This is a genomic window from Spartinivicinus poritis (assembly GCF_028858535.1).
In the GTDB taxonomy this organism is placed as follows: Bacteria; Pseudomonadota; Gammaproteobacteria; order Pseudomonadales; family Zooshikellaceae; genus Spartinivicinus; species Spartinivicinus poritis.
Genome location: NZ_JAPMOU010000020.1, coordinates 22,767 through 46,710, shown reverse-complemented (window position 1 = coordinate 46,710; position 23,944 = coordinate 22,767). Strand labels below are relative to the sequence as shown.

Genomic DNA, 23,944 nt, shown 5'->3' with positions numbered 1-23,944 from the left:
GACCCTTACTAAGAGTTGGCTGTATATTTATACACTCAAATGTAACCCTTACTCTACCCCAAATAAATAATATAATTATAAAAGTTTTTAAGTGATGAAATTCTACGGATGGTTATTTAACTCACTACCCTTTGCCTGTCTGTGCAGTTTATTAGTTAATGGCTTACTCATTCTCTTTTCATATACTGACAAGGCATTTGCAACTGCCAATTTAAAACCAATTAGTGAAGTTTTATTTATTCGTTCCAAGCGGGTAACCGATACCGACTATATCAGCTTCGGCCATATTTTTAAGCCTGGTGATGTAGGCCGACTTGATCAAGTTTATGTACAAGTCAATAATCAGCTACTAGCCAGCCAATTGGATCAAAAAGCCTTCCATCCTGATGGTAGCCTACGGCATGGCATTATTTCTGTTAAACTACCTTTCAATAATCAACAGCAATTACCTGCCATTTTAGTCAGTTCACCCACAGCGACTACTTCTCGGCAACCATCACCCTTGCCCCATCAATTAACCAGTGATGTCAGTATCCAGCTTAAAGGAAATGACTTGGATGTCTCCATTCCAATAACGCAGGTTTTCAGTCAAGGAGAGTTACTTCGTCGCTGGTTAGCTGGTCCTCTGGTTATGGAGTGGCATTATCGATATCCGATTATCGTCAATGGCTCACCCCATCCTCATTTACATGCTTATTTTCAATTACGGGTTTATCAACAGTTTAAAAAAGTAGTGCTAGGCATTACCTTAGAAAATAATTGGGCTTACCAGCCCAACCCTAAAAATCTTCAATATCAAGTTACAATCACCAACAAAGATAAAACGCTATTTCAGCAAACCCTCAATCACAACCATCATGCTCGCTGGCATAAAAAAGTAATTCTAGTTGGTGGTGAAGACACCCATCTGGTTTTTAACCCCAATTACCTAATGAACAGCAAAGCCATCCCTTTATATGATCCAACATTAACCATTAATGAGTCATTGTTACAGCGATTCTATAAGCAATATCAAAATAATCAGCAATTAATGCAAAGTGGTGTCGCAGAACCCTATATGGGACTTGGCGGTGGTCGCCCTGATATCGGCCCACTACCGGGTTGGGCAACGGCTTATTTATTAAGTATGGATAAACGTGCAAAAGTGACTACAGATGGCACTGCCTATTTGGCAGGCAGTTGGCCCATCCATTATCGAGATAAACGAACCGGTTTGCCTTTACGGATTGATGACTGGCCCTATGCAGGTCTGTATGGTACCCCAGGCGACTTTACTAACCCACAGACTAATAAAAGTGAAGCTTTTCCTGCTTGCCATCAGTGCGAAACCCCTTTACACCCAGATTCCGCGCACCAGCCAGGGTTTAGCTACTTTTCTTATTTAACGTCAGGAGACTATTTTTTATTAGAAGAACTGCAGTTTTGGGCAACTTATAATTTATTAAATAATAACCCCCATTATCGCCGTCTTGAACAAGGTATTTTTCGTGAAACTCAAGTCCGAGCAGAAGCCTGGTCATTAAGGACACTCGCTCAAGCAGCCTATATCACACCGGACAGTCATGCATTAAAAGTGTATTTTAACCAGCTGTTGCACAACAATTTAACCTATTTATACAACCTTTATGTGGCGAAACAGGAGTCTGATCGAGACAGCAGTAAAATTATTAATCATCTTGGTTATATTCCCGCAGAACTCATTGATCGGTTTGGAGTACGAACTGGTTATTATGCACTGGTTTATAAAAGACGCACTGGCCTGTCGACCTGGATGGATGATTTCCATACCTGGTCAGTGGGTTATTTAAAAGAATTAGGGTTTCAGCAGGCTGCGCCTATTTTAAATCAACGCAGCCGGTTTAGCTTACAGCGTATGCTAAACCCTAATTACTGCTGGCTTTTTGCAGCATTAGCCAATGGCCTGAAATTAATGGAAACTGTCAATACCGAAGGCACTACCATTAAGTATCGGGTATACAACAACTATCAAGAAGCCTTTTTCAATACCACTCAAATTGATCTCAATCAAACTGCCTGCGACTCACCTGCCATGGTTCCTTTGGCTAATACATTTAATGAAGAAGTGGAAAAACAAAAAGAAAACTTACAGCTTGGCCAAATGCTAGGCTATAGCTATTCCACAGAAGGTTTTCCTTCCAACTTACAAATAGCCTTAGCTGTTGCGGCTGAATCTGACAATGCAGGTGCCTTTACTGCCTGGCAACGGTTTCAACAACGCACGATTAAACCCAATTATAACCTTGGCCCACAATTTGCCCTTGTCCCTCGTCGCTACTACACCCCAGCGGATGACTACTATTTAAAATTAACTGGCAACTTTAGTGTTGAAATACCTGGCTCAGCACTCATTGTAAAATTACCTTCCGATGCAGGGTCTCATGGTAGCCAATAAGCAGCCTTCCAAACCTGAAAACAAACATACTATTTATTCATTAACGCAACTAACCATTGCGACACCTGCTCAAAATAAAAGGTTTCTTCTGTTACTGAAAACTCATCAAGACCCAGGCATACTAGACGACACTTGTCTACCTTCAGCCAAACAGCAGCAGCCAGAATATCAACCGTCAATTGATTTATATTTCGTTTAAACTGTGGATTAACCTGTAAATAAGCTTGCGCCATTTGATAACAGTTATCTACTGTTGGTAAATGAACAAATGTACCCGCAAGATCCAGCGCAGGGTTACCTAAACTAATTCGCTGTAAATTAGCTAACATCAGCTCCCCAGTTGGCATACGCCCCCAATGGGTAGTCTCATAAACACCTGCGATTAAACTGACAGGTCTAAATAGATGCTGAAAATCATAACAAAGGCTATCTAACATGGCAGCCAGCAAGCGTCGTTTAGCCGGGTTAAAATAACCAAGCAACATTGGATTATATTCAGGTAACCACTGGTGCCGAGCTAGCTTGTCATAGTCCAGCTTGACTTTAGCATGATGTAATTTCGCAAGATAATTTAATTGTTCGACAGAGTTTATCAACGGTTGTTGATCTAACCCAACAGGTTCTAGCTGCCTAGCATCCTGTAAGCTTGCTGGCATATGCAAGCCTTGAGCACATAATTGTGGAACTAATTGTTCAATCGCATATTCTGCTACTAACGTATTAAATGACTTATGCGATATCTGTCGATTATCTGAGCAAAAAGGGTCAGGCTTATTGCCAGGCTCCCATCGAGCTCTAGATAGTGACGCCCTTTCCTGGGCTAAAGCAACCCCTTCCATCATAGTCGTTTCCTAGCGCCATCACCATTCAGAACAGCGCCAATCATAACAAGTGAAAAATGACTATGACAAGATTAATTAAAGTAAAATCAAACAACATTTGCTGTATATCATTATTTACATCAGAAATAGTCTTAATCGACTACTACGTCAGATACCACAGACTGTTTATACAATTGATGATAAAAAGGGGTTTTTTTAACTGCTTTTATTACTTCATTAATTTTATTAAAACTTTCTTGACTAATACTGGCTTTACTAAAAATAAAATGCACAGGGTTATCATGTACTACAAAAGGCAGTAACTCAATTTTACCTGCTTGCTGATACTTCATTACAAAGTGATCAAAATATAATACATCATTGAACACACCATCAGCTCGATTATTGATCAGCCGCAGCACCTGCTTATCGTTTTCCGTATCCTCACGGACTAACTGCTTAAATCCCTCTTGTTGGATTGCCTGCGCATAAGCAGGTCCATACCAGGCACCCAGCTGGACATTCAATCGCATATTCAGCTCAGCTAATTGTTCAAGTGATGTGATATGCCAACGTTCTGCTTCACCTTTACGAATAGCTATGCGCACCTGCTCAAGCCGATAGGGGGTTGAGTAATAGGCAAATTGTTGTCGTTCCGCTACTAAAGAAGCCAACCCTAAAAAATCTACCCGACCTTTTTGTACTTCATAAAGCGAACGTTTCCAAGGTAACCGTGCCAGCTTTAATGGGCAATTCAGCTGTTTAAAAACCGCTTGAATAAATTGAATATCTAATCCAGTTATCTTCCCTTCTGAATCAATCAACATATAAGGCGGCATCTCGGACCAGGCCATCACATAAGAGGATTTAGGGCACTCTCCGCTTGCTGCTTGGAAGCTTATGAGTAATAGTCCTGCTCCTAATACCTGCCGCCGTAACACTGTGCTTGTCAATAAAGGGGTTAAAAACAGCCTAAAAATAAAGCTTTTAGTCATCAGCTCACTACTTCGTTAGATTGTCCCAATTATTTAATTGTAGACAGCGTAGCGCTCAGCATATAATGCCTAAGTGATAGGATGGTCTAAATTAACGAAATCTCTTTACCCAACCGAACTCACAACCGTATCCATTGCTGCTGGGTTTCTATAGCGGTAACACAATAGTGGAATTCCTCCCAGTAGCATGACAGCAGCCAGTAATATCAGTGGAGGTATCGCGAGTTGAGTCATTGCTGTTACTAATAACGAAGCGCCCACCATCTGTACACAACCCAACATAGCTGCAGCGGTGCCTGCACATTCCGCAAAAGGGCTTAGTGCCAAGCTGGTAGCAGAGCCCAAAACTAAAGCAAACCCCACACTAGCAATACCAACGGGCAGCATTAAGCTGACAGCTAATGACCAGCCAAAGAAATAGCTCGCTAACATTAATCCACCCGCCACTGCCATCCATAAAAGCCCTAGTTGAGTACAACGCTGTGGCCCTATTTTTCGAATAAGCCCTGGGGCAACAACGCTGGTTATCAAAATCCATAACGCATTCAAAGCAAACAATGCAGCATAAGCCAGCTGAGAAAAGCCCGCCTGTTTAATCAACACAACCGGCGACCAAGTGACATAGGCGATAATCATGGTCATAGCAGCCAAACAACAGCAACTGTAGTATTGAAAGCCATGATGGCTGATAATTCGCCAAAAATTGCTTAATACATGCCGGATAGGCTCAGAAAACTCAGGCTTCGTTTCTACAAAACCATGATTGACCAACACGACTACAACCAATGCGTAAATTGCGAGCGCATAAAAACAAGCTTGCCAACCCCACAGAGCAATTAATGCACTACCCAATATCGGTGCCAAGGCCGGAGCTAAATTAATCGCCCCTAACATATAACTATAAACCGTGGCACTTTGTTGCCCTGAAAAACAGTCTCTCACTACTGCAAAGGCAGCAACTGAAGTACAGCAGGCAGCAGCCCCTTGAATGGCACGAACCCACATCAACTCTGTTATTGACTCAGCAAATACCGCTAACCAACTACTCACGCCATAGAGTACAATACCTACCAACGCAATATTTCGACGTCCCCAATGGTCAGCCAAAGGTCCTATGATGAGTTGACCTAGCCCCATTGATAATAAAAATACTGTAATTGTATTTTGTACTTGATGTTGTTCTGCATTAAAGTAATCAATCAAGTCAGGCACGGCAGGTAAATAAATATCAATGCCTACTGGAGAAAACAGTACCAATGTGATCAGCACTAAAAATAAAATACCAGGAGTATTTTTCTTGGCATTATTCAAAAGCAATACCTCACTACTACACGACGGATATTGAATAATGAAAAAAATCAGGGGGGACCACACACAGTCACAATGCTAACTCCCCCTGTAATGAAGAGATAGACCCATAATTGATAAGAGCAACTTAGCTAATTTATGATATGGACTCAAGAGAAACAAATTCAGAACTATAATGACCCAACGGAATATCATAATGAAAGTTGAAAGCCTAGCCCGAATTGACCTTAACCTGCTTGTCAGCTTACAGGTTTTGCTAGAGGAACAAAGCTGTACCCGAGCAGCTGAACGACTGCATTTGTCCCAATCAGCAATGAGTAAAACCCTTGCTCGATTAAGAGACGTGTTTCAAGATCCTTTATTGGTTCGCAATGCCCATGGAATGCTGCCTACCCCTCATGCAGAACAACTGAGAGATCCGTTACAGACAGCCTTACAACATGTTTCCAAACTACTTGATCCACCCAGTTTTAATCCAAATATAAGCAGGCGCCACTTTACTCTGACCAGTATTGATAGTGCTTATCAATTATTTTTACCCAGCTACTTTGGGCCACTCTTATCAAAAGCACCTAATATTGAATTGGACTATCGACCTTGGAATGCACAGTCCGCCCACATGTTAACCCAAGGCCAAATTGAGCTGGGTATAACAGTGAAAGAAAATGTCAGTAATGTGCCGTGGAAAAGCACCGTCGAGTTACCCACCAATTTACACAGCCAGCCATTAACCGATGATTATATGGTTTGTTTGGTACGCCGTGGCCATCCAGTCTTATCCAAAAAATCCCGTTGGAGTCTAAAAACTTACCTTAAATTAGGCCATGTCCAAGCTTACTGCGAAGGAAAATATAAATGGATGCTGGATTTTATTTTGGCTGACCAGGGGTATGAGCGAATAATTGCCGCCAAAGTGCCAGAGTTTCAAGCAGCACTGACTATTATTCAACATAGCGATCTGATTTTTACGGGCCCCAAGCAATTTGCCACCTATGCAAAACAGCACTATCCGCTGGTAGAACTTCCATTACCGCTGGAATTACCAACCATTACCTACCTGCTTACCTGGCACGAACGATTTGATGAAGACCCTGGGCATCAATGGTTACGACAAATGTTGGTAGAATATATTAACCCTGAATTATCAGAGGCTTGTTGAGCTAAACACGCCATCAAGCCACCATAAAATTTATAAAGCCCAGTACTCTATGGGCTTTCCCTCCATTTTAATTTTTTCAACTACTCTTAGTAGCACAATATTATCACCCAACAGAACCAACACAGCATTATGCCCACGCCTTCACTCGCCCTAGTATTTTTTAAAGTCAAAGTATTTACCCCGATAGCTTACGGGATATGCAAATTCCCATTTAAATGTGTGTATAGAACCTTAAAGATATAGGCGATGCTCAATTTCAAACTTTAAATTTATTTACAATACTCTTCAGGTTTGAAGTTATATTAACCAACTCTGAAGCAAATGAGGTAATTTGTTTAGCAGTACCTGAGTTACTGACAGCAGAGTCATTAACCCGAGTAATGTTGACATTAATTTCGTTCATTACCGCCAACTGCTCTTCAGTCGCTGTAGCAAACTGGCTGCACATTTGGTCAATATTAGAAACCGATTCTTCAATGGTTTGTAAAGACTGCCCTGCCACTTTCGCCTGCTCAACAACTGTTTCTACCTGCTGATGACCTTGCTTAATGACAGTAACTGCATCTCTAGAACCTATTTGAAGCTTTTCAATAATTTGATTAATTTCTTTAGTGGATTCCTGGGTTCGACCAGCCAATGAACGAACTTCATCAGCCACTACTGCAAACCCCCGTCCCTGTTCACCTGCTCGGGCCGCTTCTATAGCCGCGTTTAGCGCTAATAAATTGGTTTGTTCTGCAATGGCTTTAATGACTTCAAGTACCGTATTGATATTCTCACTGTCCTGTTCCACTTGGGTAATAACACTGGCTGCATTATCAACTTGATCCGCCAGTTGTTGAATACCTTGTACGGTATTTTCAACAACCTCTCGGCCTTTTTTCGTTTCTATGTTAGCACTATTAGCAGCCACCGAAGTACTATTTATATTTTCAGCAACCTCTTGTAAAGTAGCACTGATTTCATTCATTGCCGTTGTTATTTGATCTATTTCAAGCTGCTGTTGCTGGGTATTACTGCTGGCCTCCCTGGAAAATGACGACAATTTTTCTGTATTTGTCGACAACGTTACTGATGTGTTATTAATTTGGCTTATAATATCTAACAAGTTATTACGCATTTTCTGAATGGATTGTTGTAACTCATCCTGACTATCAGTATCGCCTGTTTGAGTAAGATCGCCTTGTGCAATAAACTCTAGCCCTTGTGTTGCATTTTTTAGCCGTTTTGACACAAAGTTTGACACTGTCATACTAGTGAAGCCACAAATGATTATCGACAGTACAGTCAAGCCTAATAATACTTTTAATGCCACTTGTTCATGCGCTTCAGCCCGTTGCCCTGCCTCAAGAATAAAGTGCTCAACATCTCCTAATAAAGCTGTTAACTCTTTGGCTAGCTGATCACTTTCATGTTCAAGTTTTTCGGTTAATGATGTAATCTCACTGGCTTTACCTGCCGTTAATTTGCTAAATACCTCATGGCTATGCTTTTCATATTCAACATACTCTTTCTCAATTTTTAACAGCTGCTGTTTGGTTTCATTGAATTTTTTTACATGGTCTTGATCATGTGCTTGTGCTATAGCGGTATCAATGATCTGATGACTGGCTTTCATTTCTTTTTTAAACTGGCTGCCATATTTATTGAACTGCGTTAACTCACCATTGGCTTCACTCTGTTTATTTTGCTGCCCATAACGTATACCACGCTCTAAGTGAATCGTCTGCTCCAGTTGACTTTCAGTCGCCAGGGTTAAATGTTCATTTAACGGCAAGTCTTCTGCGACGATAGTGTGTAGTTCACTCCCTATTTTATTCATAGAGTAAATGGCAAACGCAGCATTAATCACCAGCACTGCTAATAGAACGAATGAGTTGCCATTAATCTTCGCTTTAATTGATAGCTTTTTGATAAAACCAATCATATAATAATTACCCTCAAGTTGGGCATACGTCTTTAGCTATATAATAAAAAGTCGCTCATCACACCTACATATAACGAGCCAATATATCTTGATATAAAGTTTCCCCCACAGTGCCAGATATTTTTTTCACTTTATCAATACCTTGTTGCAATAGGTTAACTAAATTATTATCGACATCTTTACTAAAAGCAAAATAGAGATGCGCCTCTTTCAATAAAAATACCGTTTCAAAGTCCTCTACACCTAGTTTATTCTGTTTGATAAACCAGTTGCCAACATACTCTTCATATGCCCATAGGTCTATTCTTTGCTTGGCTAGCATATTCACAATGGAGTTAGCGTTGGCTTGAGATATAAATTTATTACGAGGATAACCCGTTGCTAACACTAACTGCTCACCTACATCATCACGAATACCACCAATAATATAATTATGGGTGTCTAGTTTTGATGTTATCTTAATTTTCCTGGTCTTAGCTGCAATTAGTACAATACGAGTTGGCGAAATAGGTCCCGCCCATTTGAATAGACTTTCTCTAGCGGCAGTTCGTGTGGTACTAAACAAAATAATATTAGGGCCTTTTAATAGTTTTTGATAGCCACGCGCCCAAGGATAAATTTTAATATTTTTGCGTTTTAAGGTGATGCTTTGTAGTTGAATGGCTGCAATCAATAAGTCTACTGCAATCCCTCTTAGAAGTCCCTCTTCAACAAAGTTATAGGGTGGATAGGCTTCTGTAATAAAAGTTAACTTGGAAAATCTTTTCTTTATTAAATCAACTGTTTCTTCAGCTACTACGGTACCCCCTCCAATGTAACCACCAAACAATAGTAGCAATAAAGCTAAGCTTTTCATTATAGAGTTTAAAAGGAGTAGCCCCATTATCTACCCCTCATTATAACCGCTATGGAGTAAACTACATATATTCACTCATAATATCATCATATAAGGTTTTTCCTACTTTACCAGGCGCTGCTTTGACTTTATCAATACCTTCTTGGATAGAAGCCACTACCGTATCTGGCACATCTTTACTAAAGGCGTAATATAGCTCTCCCTCCTTCAAAACATATACGGTAGCATAGTCATCATTATTTAAATTATTTTTCTTGATAAACCAGCGGGCAACGTTCTCTTCATAGGCCCACATATCTACTTTATTGCTCGCTAGCTTTTTAACAACAGAGTCAGCATTTGCTGAAGACTTGATTTTACCTTTCTCAATACCTAACGCGACAACCAATTGCTCACCCACATCATCACGAATAGCCGCGATTTTATATTTTTTTAAGTCTGCAGGTGAATTAATGGTAATATTGTTCGCTTTGGGGGCTAATAATACAATGCGAGTAGCTGTAATAGGGCCAGCCCACTTAAAGAGAGGTTCTCTCTCTTCTGTACGGGTAGTTGCAAACAGCACAATATTTGGACCATCAACAGCATTACGATACCCTCTGGCCCAAGGGTAAAGCTTTATTTTACTGCGAGTAACAGGTTGGTTCACTTTTTGGCTAGCAGCCACTAATAAATCAACTGAAATACCTCTTAATATACCTGCATTTTCAAAATTATAGGGAGGATATGACTCCGTAATAAAAGTCAGTTTCTCTAACCCTTCACTATTAACGTGATTGCCCAATAACAGCAACCCCATCAATAACATCGTTTTTAAGCGACTGACAAGCATTTGATACTACTCCTCTCATTGATTGAAAGTTATTAGTAACAGTGTAAAAGCTATCTAGTCTTTATTTATATTTTTTTATAGTTAACTGTTTTTTTATGTTTCCTATAGCGATATATCTTTGTATTATAAAAAAGCTAGGGCCTGTTAACACGATTTGAATCTCGCAATCAACAGGAATAACGGCGTTTCATAATAGGTATATATTATAAGCAAAGAGAAATGACTGACTATTTTAAGTATTTTTGTTTAATTTCATCATAGCGACCAGAGTCTTTCACTTTGTCTAAGGCACGTCTTAAGTTATAAACCAGGTCATCTGGGGTTAAAATACTCATTGCCATGTAAAGCTCAGAAGATAATTCTTCTAAATAAAATGCCCGCTTATAATTGGCCATCTTAAAGCCTAACTGCCTGGCAGTATGAGCAAATGCAACTTCATCAAACGGCGTTAAGTCGATGCGTCCTTTCGTAAGTTTTTTTAAATTCAAGGTATCACTGTTGGTTAACATGACTTGCTCCCCTACATCAAACCCATGGTTAACCAGATAATCTTGTTTAACATCATTGGTTACTCCACCGATGATGAACTGTTTGGCATCTTCCAATGTTTGTAATTGAATATCATCCCGGGACGCCAACTTCCATAAATAAACACTATAAGGGGTAATAGTGCCTATCCATTTAAAATGATGCTCACGATCTCGGGTTCTGGCAATTGAGTAAATGAGTACATTAGTTTCTTTGAGAGCTAATTTATAAGCCCTGGCCCAGGGATACAAACGTATTTCTGCTTTAATGCCCGCCTTAGCCAGCACTTCTTTGACCACTTCTGTGGCCATTCCTGACACCTCACCCTCAGGGGTTGGGAATTGAAACGGTGGAAAGTCTTCAGTCACCACTAATAATGTGTTAGCGCCCGCAAAGCCCACTGAGTTCAGTACGCCCAGCTGTAAAGTCAAAATCCCAATGAATAGTGCTTTCCACCTCATAAGGGTAACCAAAATAATCAGTTATATTATGAACAAGTTAGACCTGGTTTTATGATCTGACAACAAAACTGACATAATTTTAGCGGTATACCCTTTACTACGGCTAGGTTACTTGAGGCAGCCTCCAATCAGTCGTAGCTGATAAACCAACTGGCCATCATGCGATACTTGTTCAATACCTTGGAACTGCTGCAATGTTCCTTCCACCGTTAGCTGATACTGCCACGGCTCTTGGCTGAACTGTTTGGGGCCACGTAAAGGAAGGTTGGCATCTGGCTGTTGCAGCGCTTTCTGCAAAAAAGTAAAGACAGGCTCACAGGCCTGAGGTAGGCTAATGTTACCAAAATACAGCATTTGCCATATAGGTTGTTGATTTAACCAAACGACTTCTTCCCCACCAAACTGGCGATAACCAAAATAATGGTCACGGTAATGATAATCACCTTCGGTATACAGGAACTGTCGACTTTGGTCACGACAAGGCTGGCCTTCATTACCCCCAATCCATTGATAACCGGTACTTTTTGCTGATCGTAAAAATGCCACTAGTCCATCATGATCCATATGTTATCCCTGGGTTAGCCAGTTCCTATTTCAGTCAACCTTTTAAAGTTAGCATCTTCATCCAAGTATTCCACCAGACACAAACTTTTAATTTGTGTGACAACTTTTTAGCCCATTAATGATAATTCAGTTAACGCTTCTGAAAGAATATCATAACATGCTGAGGGGTTTTCAAGTGGAAATAAATGGCCATAGTCTAGATTTTCCTTGAATAAAAAGTGCGGACAGCGACTTCGCCACTCTTGCCAAATGGACTCAGTGACAAAAATAGATGGCTTCCCTCGTATTGCAATACAGGGCATTTTAAGCTTTTCAAGACTCGTCATAAGATTAGGCGGTTGCGTATAATTATGGGCTTCCCATATTTTTGGAAAACTGAGCTGGTATTGACCGTTTCTTGTTTCAGTGACACCGTATTTAGCCAATAAACTAAACATCTCATCATCAAAACGTTTATACCCTCTAAACTGTTTACAGTAGGAAAGAAATGCTTGTCGACTATCCCATTTATCAGGCTTTTTTAAGGCATTTTTTGCTGGATTAAATAAATTCACAAAAGCTTTAGGGAAAATACGAACAAGCAAAGCCACTGCAGATGAGACCATTGCAGGCTCAATCAAGACAAGTGATTTAAAAAGGTCTGGTCGTTTTTTAGCTGCCAAAACGGTACAAGTAGCTCCCATTGAGTGCCCAATGCCTATGACTGGACCTTTATTCTGTCTTTCAAGAAAATCAATTAAATCATCTGCATATATCTGCCAGCTCCTTTGTTTAGGAGGCAAACCTATATTCGGCCATGTAGGCCGTAATGCCAACGCACTTAAATTGAGGTGTTGACTTAATTTAGTCAATAGCCCGCTATATATCTCCAGAGGAAAACCATTGGCATGATAAAAGTGTGCGGCTATTCCGTTACCATTATTAAAATCCATTGAAACAGGTTTGCTTGACAACTGGTTACTCATAATACTCATTTATATTTTGTACTTATTACACCACACATAGGCCAATCAGCCTAGCGTCATTATTTTTATGACGCCAGATTACATTAAGATTGATTTATTTAAAACCAGAACCAGGCAATATTGGCTGTATAATCTGCAAACAATTTCTATCCCCAGCTTACTAAAAGACAGCTTGAGTCTGTAAGATATCTTAAATAGGTATTAAAACTGCTGCCCAGTTGACAGTTAGATGACAAGCCCTATTGTTAAGGAGTTGTGCTTGCATTTTCAGCAGAATATACAAGGCTTAAAAGAAAACAATTACCTTGGATATTTTAATGAATCTTGCCATCCTCTCTTGTGGGCCCAAATGCTATAGCACCCGTCGACTGAAAGAATCAGCTTTGGATCGTGGACATCATGTTAAAGTGATGAACACATTGAAATTTGCGATTGACCTGGAGAGAGGCTCACCCAGTCTCTACTACAAACAACGGGAATTAAGTGACATTGATGCCGTACTTCCACGTATTGGAGCCTCCATCACCTATTTTGGTACAGCTGTTGTACGACAGTTTCAGGAGATGAACGTTTTCTGTGCAAATACAGCTCACGGCATCCTTAACTCACGGGATAAACTCCGCAGCCTTCAGCTGCTAAGTCGACATCACATCGGCATTCCAAAAACCAACTATGTGCGCGATAAAAAGGATGTGTTGCCAGCCATTTCACGGGTAGGTAATGCACCTGTCATTATTAAGCTGATTGAGGGTACTCAAGGCATTGGTGTCTTATTGGCAGAAAGCACTAAATCTGCTGAGGCGCTCATTGAATTACTACAGAGTCAGAAACAAAACGTACTTGTGCAAAAATTTGTTGCAGAGAGCAAAGGTAAGGATATTCGTGCCTTCGTTGTAGGTAACCAGGTTGTGGCTGCCATGCGCCGAGTCGCTCAAGGACAGGAATTCCGTAGTATAGCTGGAAATCTATAATGTGGCATAAATAGAATGCCTCTACCCTCAGATACAGCCTGTTTATTGAGCGAATCGACTATGTCACTTTATGATTTTCTAGCTATAACGTCCACCGTGGCGGAATTACCGAAGCGGTTGAATTGAATGACCAGTATAAAGAAGCAGCCGTTCGTGCTGCACAAATTATGGGATTACAGGTAGCAGGTGTCGATATGCTTGAAGGCACCGATGGGCCTCAAATAATGGAGGTCAACTCTTCCCCTGGTCTGGAGGGAATTGAAACCTGTACCAAGCTGGATATAGCAGGTTCGATTATTGACTATATATCTGCCCAGGTCGACTTCCCAGAGATTGACATACGCCAACGCCTAACCGTGAGCAAAGGCTACGGAGTGAGTGAACTTTATATTCCAGAGGGCTCACAATATATCGGCCAAACCATATCAGAGTCTGGCTTACCTGAGCAGGATATTAACGTGCTGACCCTATATCGGGGCAATAAAGTCATTCCCAACCCAAAATCCAGTCGTCAACTTGAGGCAGACGACAAGTTGCTGTGTTTCGGCAAATTGGAGTCAATGCGCTCAATGATCCCAATAAAGAACCAACGCAAACAAAAAGCCAAGCCCAAAAAGTTACCCAAGGAAGCCTTGGAAATTGCCGAAGAGGTTCATCATCAGCAAGCAGGATAAACTGTATTGGATAGATAATTCACTAAAAATAGGATTCTACATAAGGGTACTAAAAAAGGTAAGGTGGCATGAACCAAGAAGCCTTATTGGCCTTAATCAATAGTACCCTAAATAACGTTATTGCTACAGTCTCGCAAATTGAAACCTATAGCGAAATTGCCGTAATTATTCTGATCTATACGCTGGCTTATATGCTTGCCAGCCAACTTCGCAAACAAATCCCTATCTTTAAGCAGAGGCCAACCCCGCCTGAAAGCTTCCCCATTCATGATCTATTTTTCCGCTTTGGGAAACTATTATTTCCATTATTTGCAATATTACTATTGCGCTTGGCGTTAGAGTTCAGTCAGCTCATACTGGAAGACGGCTGGGTAATGCAGCTCGCCTTAACTGCTGCAATATTGTTGCTATACAACTCATTCGTAAGCTTGGTGATCACTCATAAACTCGTAGCACAGATATTCCGCTGGATTGGTCTACCCATTTTATTCCTACATTTAGTTGGTGTTTTAGATGATATTATTCTGGTGCTTGAGTCCATTGCTATTAAAGTCGGAAATATCAGTTTGTCAGCCTACGGTTTAGTGAGAGTTATTCTTTTTGGCTCACTATTATTTTGGCTGGGACGAGTGTCTAACTCCACAGGTCAGACCCTGATCCGTAAACAACAATCATTAGATTTTCGCACGCGTGAAGTGCTGGCCAAACTTTTCGAAATTGCTCTTTTCTTCATCATCTTCCTGCTAATGCTACAGGTGATGGGTATTAACCTTACAGCTCTGGCAGTATTTGGTGGTGCAGTTGGCGTTGGTTTGGGCTTTGGACTACAAGCAATCGCGTCTAATTTTATTTCCGGTGTCATTATACTGCTGGATCGTTCAGTCTCCGTCGGTGATTATATAGAGTTAGAAGACGGCAGAACCGGTGTTGTTACCCAGTTGAATATGCGCTCAACCACATTGTAAACCTTCGATGGAAAAGACATCGTCGTGCCCAATGAAAAATTTATTACTAGCTCATTCACCAACTGGACTCACAAAAATACTAAGCAGCGTTACCGTGTAGACTTTTCAGTTGCCTATAAAACCGATGTCCGTCATATGGTCGAGCTAGTGAAGACGGCTGAAGCAGAACACCCTCAGGTGATCAGTGGAGATAATATCCCCTTTGAAGAACGCCCTGATTGCGAAATCGATAGTTTTGGTGACTCTGGTATCAATATGTTTGTTGAATTCTGGATGGAAGGAATTGACGACGGCCGCAATCGAGTAGGTGGCGATCTACTACTAATTATTCTCGAAACCCTCCAGAAAAATGGTATTGAAATACCATTTCCCCAGCGTGAAGTACGGATACTGAGTGATAATTGGCGATAGGTTATTTAAAGCTATTCTTTAATCGATATTAAACAACAAAATATTACCTAAAGCCACCTACTGACACGCTTTTTATATGCAAGGTATTTTTCACCAAATAAGTTTTCCAACGCCTGCTCTTCTGGCTTAATCTGATACCGATTTAAATAGCAAATAAATCCGAAGACTAATAACAGTGAATATACATTAGAGAGCAAAACAGACCAACCAACTAGAAGCATCGCAAACCCAACATACATCGGGCTTCGGGTAATACGATAGATACCATGAGTAACCAGGCTGGAGCTATCTTCCGGTGTGATTGGGTTTACCGTCGTTTTTGCTTGATAGAAATATAGTACCCCTGCAATAATAAAGAAAATACCAGTCATAGCTAACACAAGCGCCACTAGATAATGACCTGTCAATCCAGCACTGGGAAAAAGTGTATCAACTATATACATGAGCACTGCAAATATGATCATTAATAGCAAAGGGGGAATTTTAAGTTCTAGGTTCAAAGTAACCTCTCTATACCCATCTCGAATGATTTTTATACCCCTAGGGCACAAGGGTTTTGTTACCATCGCTGACCACCAAGGATGGTGGGAATGCAGTTTATGCAGGAGCATTTAACTGCCTTCACCCCAATCATTTATTAAAACATAAACTCATGGGACTTCATCGCTCGACGGCCGCCCCTAAAAACCATTCGCTTTGGCTATACATACCAATTTTCAAACTCTTCAAATTCATCAACTTGCCACCCTATATCATACCAATTACCATCATTTTTTAACCGTATATATCGATAAGCATAGTCATAATATTGCTGCTGGTTATCAAGTCTCAAAGCACTAACTCTTGTATTACCGATAATAGGAAATAAAAAAGCACCATATTCTAGTTTACCATCTGATCTATAATTGGTGGTACTGATAAGGCCTTGCCAAGCTAGCTCATAAGCTGAACATCCTTGATTAGTCATTATCGCCGTACTATGTATAGAACAAACATCCTTAGGGTTAATAATTTCAAGTTTAAGAGATAGAAATTCTGATAAGGAACTTACCAGCTCTTTTTTTACCTCTAATAATTCATTACCTTTAAGACTAACAGCCCTTTCTTCAATAAATATGTTTTCCATATCACTCCATAACAGCACAAACTCTATTTACGGTTTATTAGCTACAACTCATTTTATCAAAAGTTGATCGCGAACCTCCATTAACGCAAATCCCAATAAATTAAGCCCTTTCCATAAGTTAGGATTTTTACAAGCTGGATTTTCTTCAGCCAACCCTATACCCCATATTTTATCTACTGGGCTAGCTTCTACGAGCACTCGTTTACCTGTATTGAGCAAGAATTCTTTAAGATCGCTGTTACTACTAAATTTTGCCAAGTTACCAGATACAACTATTTCAAAACGATGAGCATCCCACAGTGATTGCTCAAAACCTTTAACTTCACGCCCTATTGCTTTAGCTTCTCCTGGATTACTAGCAGCTAACAGTCTTTCTGCGGCCTTAGCGTCATTAAACAACAACGCCTTGCGATACATCATGTAATGCTCAGCTGTTAGAAAATAGTTTCCTTCTTTTTCGAAAGGCGAGTCATACCACTGGCTAAAGCATGATTTTGAGACAGCATCTTTATGTTTTTGATGCCCCCAAAAACATATGTACTTCACTTTATTACCACGATTGACATAATTTGCTAATTCTTCTGTGCTTCTAATTTTCAATTTTCTACACGCTCTTTTTTAACACCACAACCTAGGGAAACCAAAGCAAGTTGTAGGTTTTCCCAAAGGTTGCGCTCGCTGTTACAATTTAATTGTCTGGATCAAATTGCGTGACTAAATAATATCCACTATCACCAAGGCGACCGGAGGTATAGATAGTACCTGACTTATTTTGTGATGCCCATGCAGCAAGCACCATGGAAATGATTGTTGTTTTCTTTTGCTCAATTAGCATCCAGCCGTATGGAGTTCCTTCACAATTTGTTGGCAATCCTTTGTCCATCATTATTTATTTAGGATTATTTTCAATAACACCGTTCTTAGTTGTACCTATTCGTAATTTACTTAACTATGATGTAAGTGGCATTAAATCGATCATCCCCATTTGAGGTATCACAATTACCATAGAAGCGAACAACTTTTTGGGCCATTTTTGCAGCCAACGCTACAGAAAGCATTTCTTGTCGATTATTCACAGAGGCTCCTAAAACTACATGTCTTGCTTTTTCACATCCTGCAGCCCCCCAACCAGCCAAGTTAGTAATAACAATTTCATCTGGTGACGCACCTTGAATACCTATTTGATCAATTAGTTTATCACTTGTAGGTATTGCAAACACATTGCTAGAAAGTGACAAAAAACCAACAACAATCAACTTATTTATGTGTTTCATTCTTTTTCCAGTAACTAAATAATAAAAAACAAAAGCATCAAGAGTTGAAATATTGAACAGTTAGTTTAATATGAACTGAACGCTACCGCCCTTAACATCCCCAATAAAACAACTGTCTAATAAACAGCCTATCGTAAAACGAACAAGGCTTCTGTCGGGAGCTATAGTAACAAATCTTACCCGTCGCTGTCTTTTTACAAAAAGATTAGGTTACGACAACTGAGTTATTTTTTTAAACTTGAAGTGTTGGTCAAACTCAATACTAAAGCGGCCATGAATGCCTGCTTGGGTGACAAAGGGCTGTAAGACTTTGGCTGGGAATCGAACAGTTCGACCATCTATGGAGGTCGCTACTACATCACGGGCTGTGCCGCGGTATAAGGCTAGAAATTCGTCTGCTGGAATCGTTAATTCAACAGTAATGGTGGACATTTTTGGTGTTTTTTTACCTCTCCTCCATTAGAGATTATCACTAAAGCTAATGGATATGGGGTAAAAGGGTATTCTATAGCTAAGGCAAGGATGCCTTTTTAGCTCTTGATAGACCAGGGATGGTCTTTCAAGAGCGGCGAAGAATACCCTTTACTCCATATCGGACACTAACGTTTCCTATAACCAAAACTCTAGCAGCCTTATAAATCCCCCCTAGCCCCCCTTTTTCAAAGGGGGGAACTCCCTAGGCTTCTAAGAGGGAGTGTGTTAAATGCTACCGCGAGCCACTCTGCGCTAAATCCATTAACTCTCGGTTTGCAACGGTAAACATCGCCAGCTCACAGTTGGTTTGGCCACGTAGATCCGCCAGCATGGCATCCCAACGCCCGACCAATACCTGATGCTGATTAATCCACTGCTCAATCCGCTCAGCGATATTTTCAACAGCTGTTTCCATATTTAATACAGCTACTGTTAATGCCCGCTGCTGCCAGGTAAGTTCATCTCGAATACTTTCTCTAGCCATAGATTGCCAATGGTTAAACACTTCTAAATTGCCTAGCTCTTGCGCAAACCAATGTAAATGCAAACGCTCGCCAATCGCAAAATAGGTTTGCGCCACTTTAGCTAATGGCTGACCGGTCTGATCGGCCGCTTTCACAATAGATAAACCATAAGACAGGTATTTATAACCACCCACAAAACCAGCTAAATCTTCTGGTACGCCTTTTTCGACTAATTCTTGGGTTTTAGCCTGCCATACCTGACGCATTCCATTACCTAATAAACCAGGTAGCAACTGACTAAACTCACGAATTTGCTGGCCATAATGAGCAACACATTCTTCTGCATTAAGCTCTTTGCGCTTCATACGAATTAACCAACGTGTCGCACGACGGGTCAAGCGAATTAAGTCAGCCATCATTTCCTGCTGAATACTAGAAGGCACTTTATGGTCTAATGCTTCAATTTGCTGCCAGCAATCATTAATTGCAAAAATATCTCTGGCTACCACAAAGGCTTTAGCAATATCCGCCGGCTCTGCCCCTGTCGATAATTGCAAACGATGAACAAAGGTAATGCCCATCATATTAATTAAATTATTGGCAATTTGCGTGGCAGCAATTTCTTTTCTTAGTCGATGGCTTTCAATCGCCTGACCAAACTTTTCCACTAACACCGGTGGAAATGCAGTATTCACTTCCCTAGCGAAATAAGCATCAGCCAATACATCGGAAGCTAACAGCGCTTCTTTCAAGTCCGCTTTACTATAAGAAATTAATAAAGACAGCTCTGGTCGGGTAAGTCCTTGGTTGTTTGCTACTCGTTCTGCCAAGCCATCATCATCAGGTAAAAATTCAATGGCGCGGTTTAATTTACCTTGCGCTTCCAGGTAATGAATAAAACGTTTATTTTCATCCATTACCTGAGTAGCCTCTTGCTGAGCCAGAGAAATAGCCTGCACCTGACGGTAGTTATTCATTAGCACCAGGTCAGCGACATCATCAGTCATTGCCTCAAGTAACTGGTTTCGTTGCTTAAGGGTCATATCGCCATTGCTTACCACTTCATTCAACAAGATCTTAATATTGACTTCATGGTCTGAGCAATCGACGCCACCCGCATTATCAATAAAATCGGTATTGGAAGCACCCTGACTCAAGCAATATTCAACCCGGCCCAGTTGAGTAAGACCTAAGTTACCACCCTCACCCACAACTTGGCAGCGTAGCTCTTTACCATTAATCCGTAATGCATCGTTGGCCCGATCCCCTACATCCGCATGGGATTCAGTAGCCGCTTTGACATAGGTACCAATGCCCCCATTCCAGATTAAATCGACGGGTGATTTTAACAGCGCCGTAATTAATTCATTAGGCGTCAGTTGATCTTCATCAATTGCAAACCGCTCTTTCATTTCAGGGCTGATCTTAATCGACTTGGCATCCCGAGAGAAAACCCCACCCCCGGCAGAAATTAATGACTGATCATAATCCATCCAGCTAGAACGAGGTAAATTAAACAGCCGCTGGCGCTCTTTAAATGATTGGGAAATTAATGGGTTAGGATCAATAAAAATATGCATATGGTTAAAGGCTGCCACTACTGCCAAACTTTCCGATAGCAGCATACCATTACCAAATACATCACCTGCCATATCACCAACACCCACGACAGATATAGTGTCTTTTTGGATATCAATACCTTTTTCACGGAAGTGTCGTTGCACAGACACCCAAGCACCGCGCGCGGTAATCCCCATTTTCTTATGGTCATAACCCACACTGCCACCAGATGCAAAGGCATCGCCTAACCAGAAGCCATATTCTTCTGCCAGCTGGTTAGCAATATCAGAGAAGGTTGCTGTTCCTTTATCCGCCGCTACCACCAAATAAGGATCATCACCGTCATAACGGACAACTGATGCTGGAGGAATAACCTTACCTTCCTGTAAATTATCCGTCACATCCAGTAAAGCACGAATAAAGGTCTTATAGCAGGCAATTCCTTCTTCCAGCATGGCTTCCCGGCTATCTGTCGGTAGTCGTTTAGGTGCAAAGCCCCCTTTAGCACCGACGGGTACAATCACCGCATTTTTTACCTGCTGGGCTTTTACCAGGCCTAATACTTCCGTACGGAAATCTTCTAACCGATCAGACCAACGCAAACCACCACGGGCAACCTTACCGCCCCGTAAATGCACCCCTTCCACCCGAGGTGAATAAACAAATATTTCAAACATGGGGCAAGGCAGTGGAATTTGTGGAATCTGAGTTGGTGAGAATTTAAGTGAAATATAATCTTTTAATTGGCCACTGGCATCCGGTTGGAAAAAGTTTGTACGCAAAGTGGCATTAATAACATCCACATAACGACGAATGGTTCGATCCTGGTTAAGCACACTGACCTGATCAAGGGCGGCATAAATGCTATGTTCAAGGGCTTGCTGATGTTCTTTACGCTGCCCGTTACCCAGTTGCAACTCCGGGTTAAAGCGAACTTCAAATAACTCAACCAGTAATCTGGCAATTTCGATATTTTCAGTGAGAGTTTGCTCAATATAGGGTTGGCTTAAACCAAACCGAATTTGTTTTAAATAACGTGCATAGGCCCTTAATACCGACACTTGTCGCCAGCTTAATTGTGCACCCAGAATGAGTCGGTTAAAGCCATCATTTTCAGCCTGACCAAACCAGATATGCTGGAAGGCATCCTGAAAAATAGTATTCACCTGTTGGACATTAATCGGCTGATTTTGGCCATAGAGCAAGGTGAAATCATGAATCCAGATTGACTCACCTGTTGACTTGCGGACTGTGTAAGGATATTCCCCAATGACTCGCAAACCTAAGTTTTCAATGATCGGTATCAAATCAGATAATGGCAGTGGTTGGTGCTGGTGAAACACTTTAAACCGTAGCCGGTTATCTACATCATCAATTGACTGATAAAAACTCATGGTCAGAGGATGACTGTCTGATAACGATTCACAGTGTTCCACATCCACAACAGCGGTTCTTGGTGAAAATGTTTCTCGATAACCGGCTTGAAAACCACTGCAATAGAGGTTCGCCAGGTGGTTACCTTCTACCTCACCTTTAGCCTCTAACAGAGTGTCTTTAAACTCATCTTCCCAAGAATAAGCCGCTTGAATAATTTCATTGGTAATGGTTTGCAGGTTGTAATCCAGTACATTTTCAGGGTTCAACCGAAGCGTAAAATGTACTCGAGCCAGCACCGACTCTGAAAAATAGGTGGTAAACTCAGAGTCAACTGTACCCAAACGCTGCTCTAAAATAGCCTGCATTTTCATCCGCAACTGGGTGCTGTATACATCTCTTGGTACATAGACCAAGCAAGAATAAAACAGGCAGTTTTTATCCTGACGAATAAAAACCCGAATCTGTCGTCTTTCCTGGATTTGCAAAATACCCATGGCTGTTTCAAACAGCTGGTTAAATTGCATTTGAAACAGCTCTTCTCGAGGAAACACCTCCAAAATCTGGGCTAATTCTTTGCCATGATGACTGGAAGGCTCTACGCCACTGCGATCAATCACCGCTTGGACTTTTTGTCGTAAAATAGGAATAAGCCTTGGGCTTTCAGAATAAACAGGAGATGTATATAGCCCCATAATACGAGCTTCACCTACTACCTCGCCAGCCTTATCGAATTGTTTAACCGCAATGTAGTCTGGGTAAGCTGGGCGATGCACACTCGAGCGCAAGCCTGACTTAGAAAAACTGATAATGTCTTTATTAGACAAAAAGTCACAATCGATATGGGCAGCAACCCGTTTCGATTTGAGCAAGCCCAATGCTGAGCTGGCAACGGCGACTGGTTTTTTACTTTTACCCTTACCTTTTACTTCAATTTCTTCATAGCCAAGGAAGGTGAAATTATTGCTTAACAGCCAGTTTAAAAAAGCTTGTTCTTCTTCTACTTGATCAGCGGGATGAGAACTTGCCAATTGATCGGTCAGTACTGCTACTTTATCACAGATTGCATGATGATCAGCCACCGCTAGCCTGACATCAGAGAGAACGCCATTCAGCTCGTCAGTTAATTCATCCAGCTCACGTTGATGCTCAAGTCGGTCAATTTCCAAATACATAACCGCTTCTTTAACCGTCGAGCCCTGCTGGTCAGACTGCAAGATCAGCTTAAAGCTTTCATCACGCACAGAATTAAGTACGGTATTTTGCAGGTAATGAATGGTAGTACCACGCCGATTCAGGCGCATTCGGATGGAGTCCACCAAAAAAGGCAGATCTTGGTGAATGATTTGAATAACCGTGTGAGTAGAGTGCCAGCCAAAATGCTCATAGTCAGGATTAATAATGGTAATTTTGGGCTGTTCAGGGTTGTGCTGTTGGATAAATTTCCAAAATGACAATGTACCGCCGACAATATCACTTTTACGAAACTTTAATAAATCTTCAAATCCAGCAATCGAAAAGAACTGGTGAGTAAATGCTGTGACTGCATCTACCTGGTTGGCCGGCACATGGGTTACCACGTCGGCCACTAGTTTTTTTAAATAATCAGTTTTGTTGTCGGCTGAAATATAGCCCATACCTTAAACTCCGCAGTATTGCCCAGTCTGACCCACACACTTTACAAGCGTAGACCAAGAGCTTAGCCATGACTTCATCAACCCAGGCCAGCTGAGCACTTATTATGCACTTGCAAATAGGCTGTAAATAAACTGACGGATTATAGATAAACGTCAGCAAGCAACTTAAGTCGTATTTTCCGAAT

21 protein-coding genes and 2 pseudogenes are annotated in these 23,944 nt (G+C 41.1%); 7 read left to right on the top strand and 16 right to left on the bottom strand.

The genetic code is table 11. The features are described from left to right. Positions 1–94: 94 nt before the first annotated feature. Entirely contained in the window at positions 95–2,413 is a 2,319-nt protein-coding gene (locus tag ORQ98_RS15750) for a hypothetical protein (protein ID WP_274689761.1), read from the top strand. A gap of 29 nt (positions 2,414–2,442) precedes the next feature. Here the strand turns inward: ORQ98_RS15750 and ORQ98_RS15745 are convergent, their stop codons facing one another. The 3 genes from ORQ98_RS15745 to ORQ98_RS15735 form a co-directional block, all read right to left on the bottom strand. Next, positions 2,443–3,255 carry a hypothetical protein gene (locus ORQ98_RS15745; RefSeq protein ID WP_274689760.1) on the bottom strand — a complete coding sequence of 271 codons (813 nt, stop codon included), beginning with the start codon at positions 3,253–3,255 and terminating at the stop codon, positions 2,443–2,445. 131 nt (positions 3,256–3,386) lie between these two features. After that, positions 3,387–4,229 (bottom strand): substrate-binding periplasmic protein, encoded by an 843-nt coding sequence (locus tag ORQ98_RS15740; protein ID WP_274689759.1) that lies wholly within the window; start codon positions 4,227–4,229, stop codon positions 3,387–3,389. A 105-nt stretch (positions 4,230–4,334) separates the two neighbouring features. Further along, positions 4,335–5,540 carry a multidrug effflux MFS transporter gene (locus ORQ98_RS15735; RefSeq protein ID WP_274689758.1) on the bottom strand — a complete coding sequence of 402 codons (1,206 nt, stop codon included), beginning with the start codon at positions 5,538–5,540 and terminating at the stop codon, positions 4,335–4,337. A 193-nt stretch (positions 5,541–5,733) separates the two neighbouring features. Between ORQ98_RS15735 and ORQ98_RS15730 the strand changes: the two genes are divergently transcribed. After that, a complete protein-coding gene (locus ORQ98_RS15730) occupies positions 5,734–6,696 on the top strand; it encodes a LysR family transcriptional regulator (protein ID WP_274689757.1) in 963 nt (320 codons plus the stop codon). Positions 6,697–6,952: 256 nt separating this feature from the next. Here ORQ98_RS15730 and ORQ98_RS15725 read toward each other — a convergent pair whose 3' ends face one another. The 6 genes from ORQ98_RS15725 to ORQ98_RS15700 form a co-directional block, all read right to left on the bottom strand. Further along, positions 6,953–8,623: a methyl-accepting chemotaxis protein gene (locus ORQ98_RS15725; protein ID WP_274689756.1), complete on the bottom strand. Its 1,671-nt coding sequence runs from the start codon at positions 8,621–8,623 to the stop codon at positions 6,953–6,955. A gap of 64 nt (positions 8,624–8,687) precedes the next feature. Continuing rightward, positions 8,688–9,506 (bottom strand): substrate-binding periplasmic protein, encoded by an 819-nt coding sequence (locus ORQ98_RS15720; protein WP_274689755.1) that lies wholly within the window; start codon positions 9,504–9,506, stop codon positions 8,688–8,690. 34 nt (positions 9,507–9,540) lie between these two features. Further along, positions 9,541–10,311, bottom strand: a complete 771-nt coding sequence (locus tag ORQ98_RS15715) for a substrate-binding periplasmic protein (RefSeq protein WP_274689754.1) — start codon at positions 10,309–10,311, stop codon at positions 9,541–9,543. A gap of 227 nt (positions 10,312–10,538) precedes the next feature. After that, a complete protein-coding gene (locus tag ORQ98_RS15710; RefSeq protein WP_274689753.1) occupies positions 10,539–11,300 on the bottom strand; it encodes a substrate-binding periplasmic protein in 762 nt (253 codons plus the stop codon). A gap of 108 nt (positions 11,301–11,408) precedes the next feature. Next, on the bottom strand, positions 11,409–11,864 hold the full coding sequence (locus tag ORQ98_RS15705) for a DUF5680 domain-containing protein (protein ID WP_274689752.1): 456 nt from the start codon (positions 11,862–11,864) through the stop codon (positions 11,409–11,411). 107 nt (positions 11,865–11,971) lie between these two features. Further along, the gene (locus tag ORQ98_RS15700) at positions 11,972–12,829 is read right to left on the bottom strand and encodes an alpha/beta fold hydrolase (RefSeq protein WP_274689751.1); all 858 of its coding nucleotides are present in this window, start codon (positions 12,827–12,829) and stop codon (positions 11,972–11,974) included. A 317-nt stretch (positions 12,830–13,146) separates the two neighbouring features. Between ORQ98_RS15700 and ORQ98_RS15695 the strand changes: the two genes are divergently transcribed. The 5 genes and pseudogenes from ORQ98_RS15695 to ORQ98_RS29515 all read left to right on the top strand — a co-directional run bounded on the left by ORQ98_RS15695 (position 13,147) and on the right by ORQ98_RS29515 (position 15,850). Next, complete coding sequence (locus tag ORQ98_RS15695; protein ID WP_274689750.1) at positions 13,147–13,800, top strand: RimK family alpha-L-glutamate ligase; 654 nt, start codon at positions 13,147–13,149, stop codon at positions 13,798–13,800. A gap of 98 nt (positions 13,801–13,898) precedes the next feature. Next, positions 13,899–14,096 (top strand): annotated as a pseudogene (locus ORQ98_RS15690) (ATP-grasp domain-containing protein); the annotation flags it as partial. A gap of 60 nt (positions 14,097–14,156) precedes the next feature. Further along, the gene (locus ORQ98_RS15685; RefSeq protein ID WP_274689809.1) at positions 14,157–14,474 is read left to right on the top strand and encodes a cation:proton antiporter regulatory subunit; all 318 of its coding nucleotides are present in this window, start codon (positions 14,157–14,159) and stop codon (positions 14,472–14,474) included. Between the two features lie 68 nt (positions 14,475–14,542). Beyond that, positions 14,543–15,499: pseudogene (locus ORQ98_RS29520) on the top strand (mechanosensitive ion channel family protein); the annotation flags it as partial. Further along, entirely contained in the window at positions 15,482–15,850 is a 369-nt protein-coding gene (locus ORQ98_RS29515) for a mechanosensitive ion channel family protein (RefSeq protein WP_342455207.1), read from the top strand. The pseudogene ORQ98_RS29520 and the gene ORQ98_RS29515, both read left to right, overlap by 18 nt. 47 nt (positions 15,851–15,897) lie before the next feature. Here the strand turns inward: ORQ98_RS29515 and ORQ98_RS15675 are convergent, their stop codons facing one another. From ORQ98_RS15675 to ORQ98_RS15645, 7 genes are all read right to left on the bottom strand, one after another. Next, positions 15,898–16,293 (bottom strand): methyltransferase family protein, encoded by a 396-nt coding sequence (locus tag ORQ98_RS15675; RefSeq protein ID WP_274689749.1) that lies wholly within the window; start codon positions 16,291–16,293, stop codon positions 15,898–15,900. A gap of 257 nt (positions 16,294–16,550) precedes the next feature. Then, positions 16,551–16,976, bottom strand: coding sequence for a hypothetical protein (locus ORQ98_RS15670; RefSeq protein ID WP_274689748.1), 426 nt, complete (start codon positions 16,974–16,976; stop codon positions 16,551–16,553). A gap of 48 nt (positions 16,977–17,024) precedes the next feature. After that, entirely contained in the window at positions 17,025–17,576 is a 552-nt protein-coding gene (locus ORQ98_RS15665; RefSeq protein ID WP_274689747.1) for a riboflavin biosynthesis intermediates N-glycosidase, read from the bottom strand. 88 nt (positions 17,577–17,664) lie between these two features. Beyond that, the gene (locus ORQ98_RS15660; RefSeq protein WP_274689746.1) at positions 17,665–17,847 is read right to left on the bottom strand and encodes a hypothetical protein; all 183 of its coding nucleotides are present in this window, start codon (positions 17,845–17,847) and stop codon (positions 17,665–17,667) included. 70 nt (positions 17,848–17,917) lie between these two features. After that, positions 17,918–18,250, bottom strand: a complete 333-nt coding sequence (locus ORQ98_RS15655; RefSeq protein WP_274689745.1) for a hypothetical protein — start codon at positions 18,248–18,250, stop codon at positions 17,918–17,920. Between the two features lie 210 nt (positions 18,251–18,460). Further along, positions 18,461–18,682: a DUF2835 domain-containing protein gene (locus ORQ98_RS15650; protein ID WP_274689744.1), complete on the bottom strand. Its 222-nt coding sequence runs from the start codon at positions 18,680–18,682 to the stop codon at positions 18,461–18,463. Between the two features lie 274 nt (positions 18,683–18,956). After that, positions 18,957–23,759, bottom strand: coding sequence for an NAD-glutamate dehydrogenase (locus tag ORQ98_RS15645; RefSeq protein ID WP_274689743.1), 4,803 nt, complete (start codon positions 23,757–23,759; stop codon positions 18,957–18,959). Between the last annotated feature and the right edge of the window lie 185 nt (positions 23,760–23,944).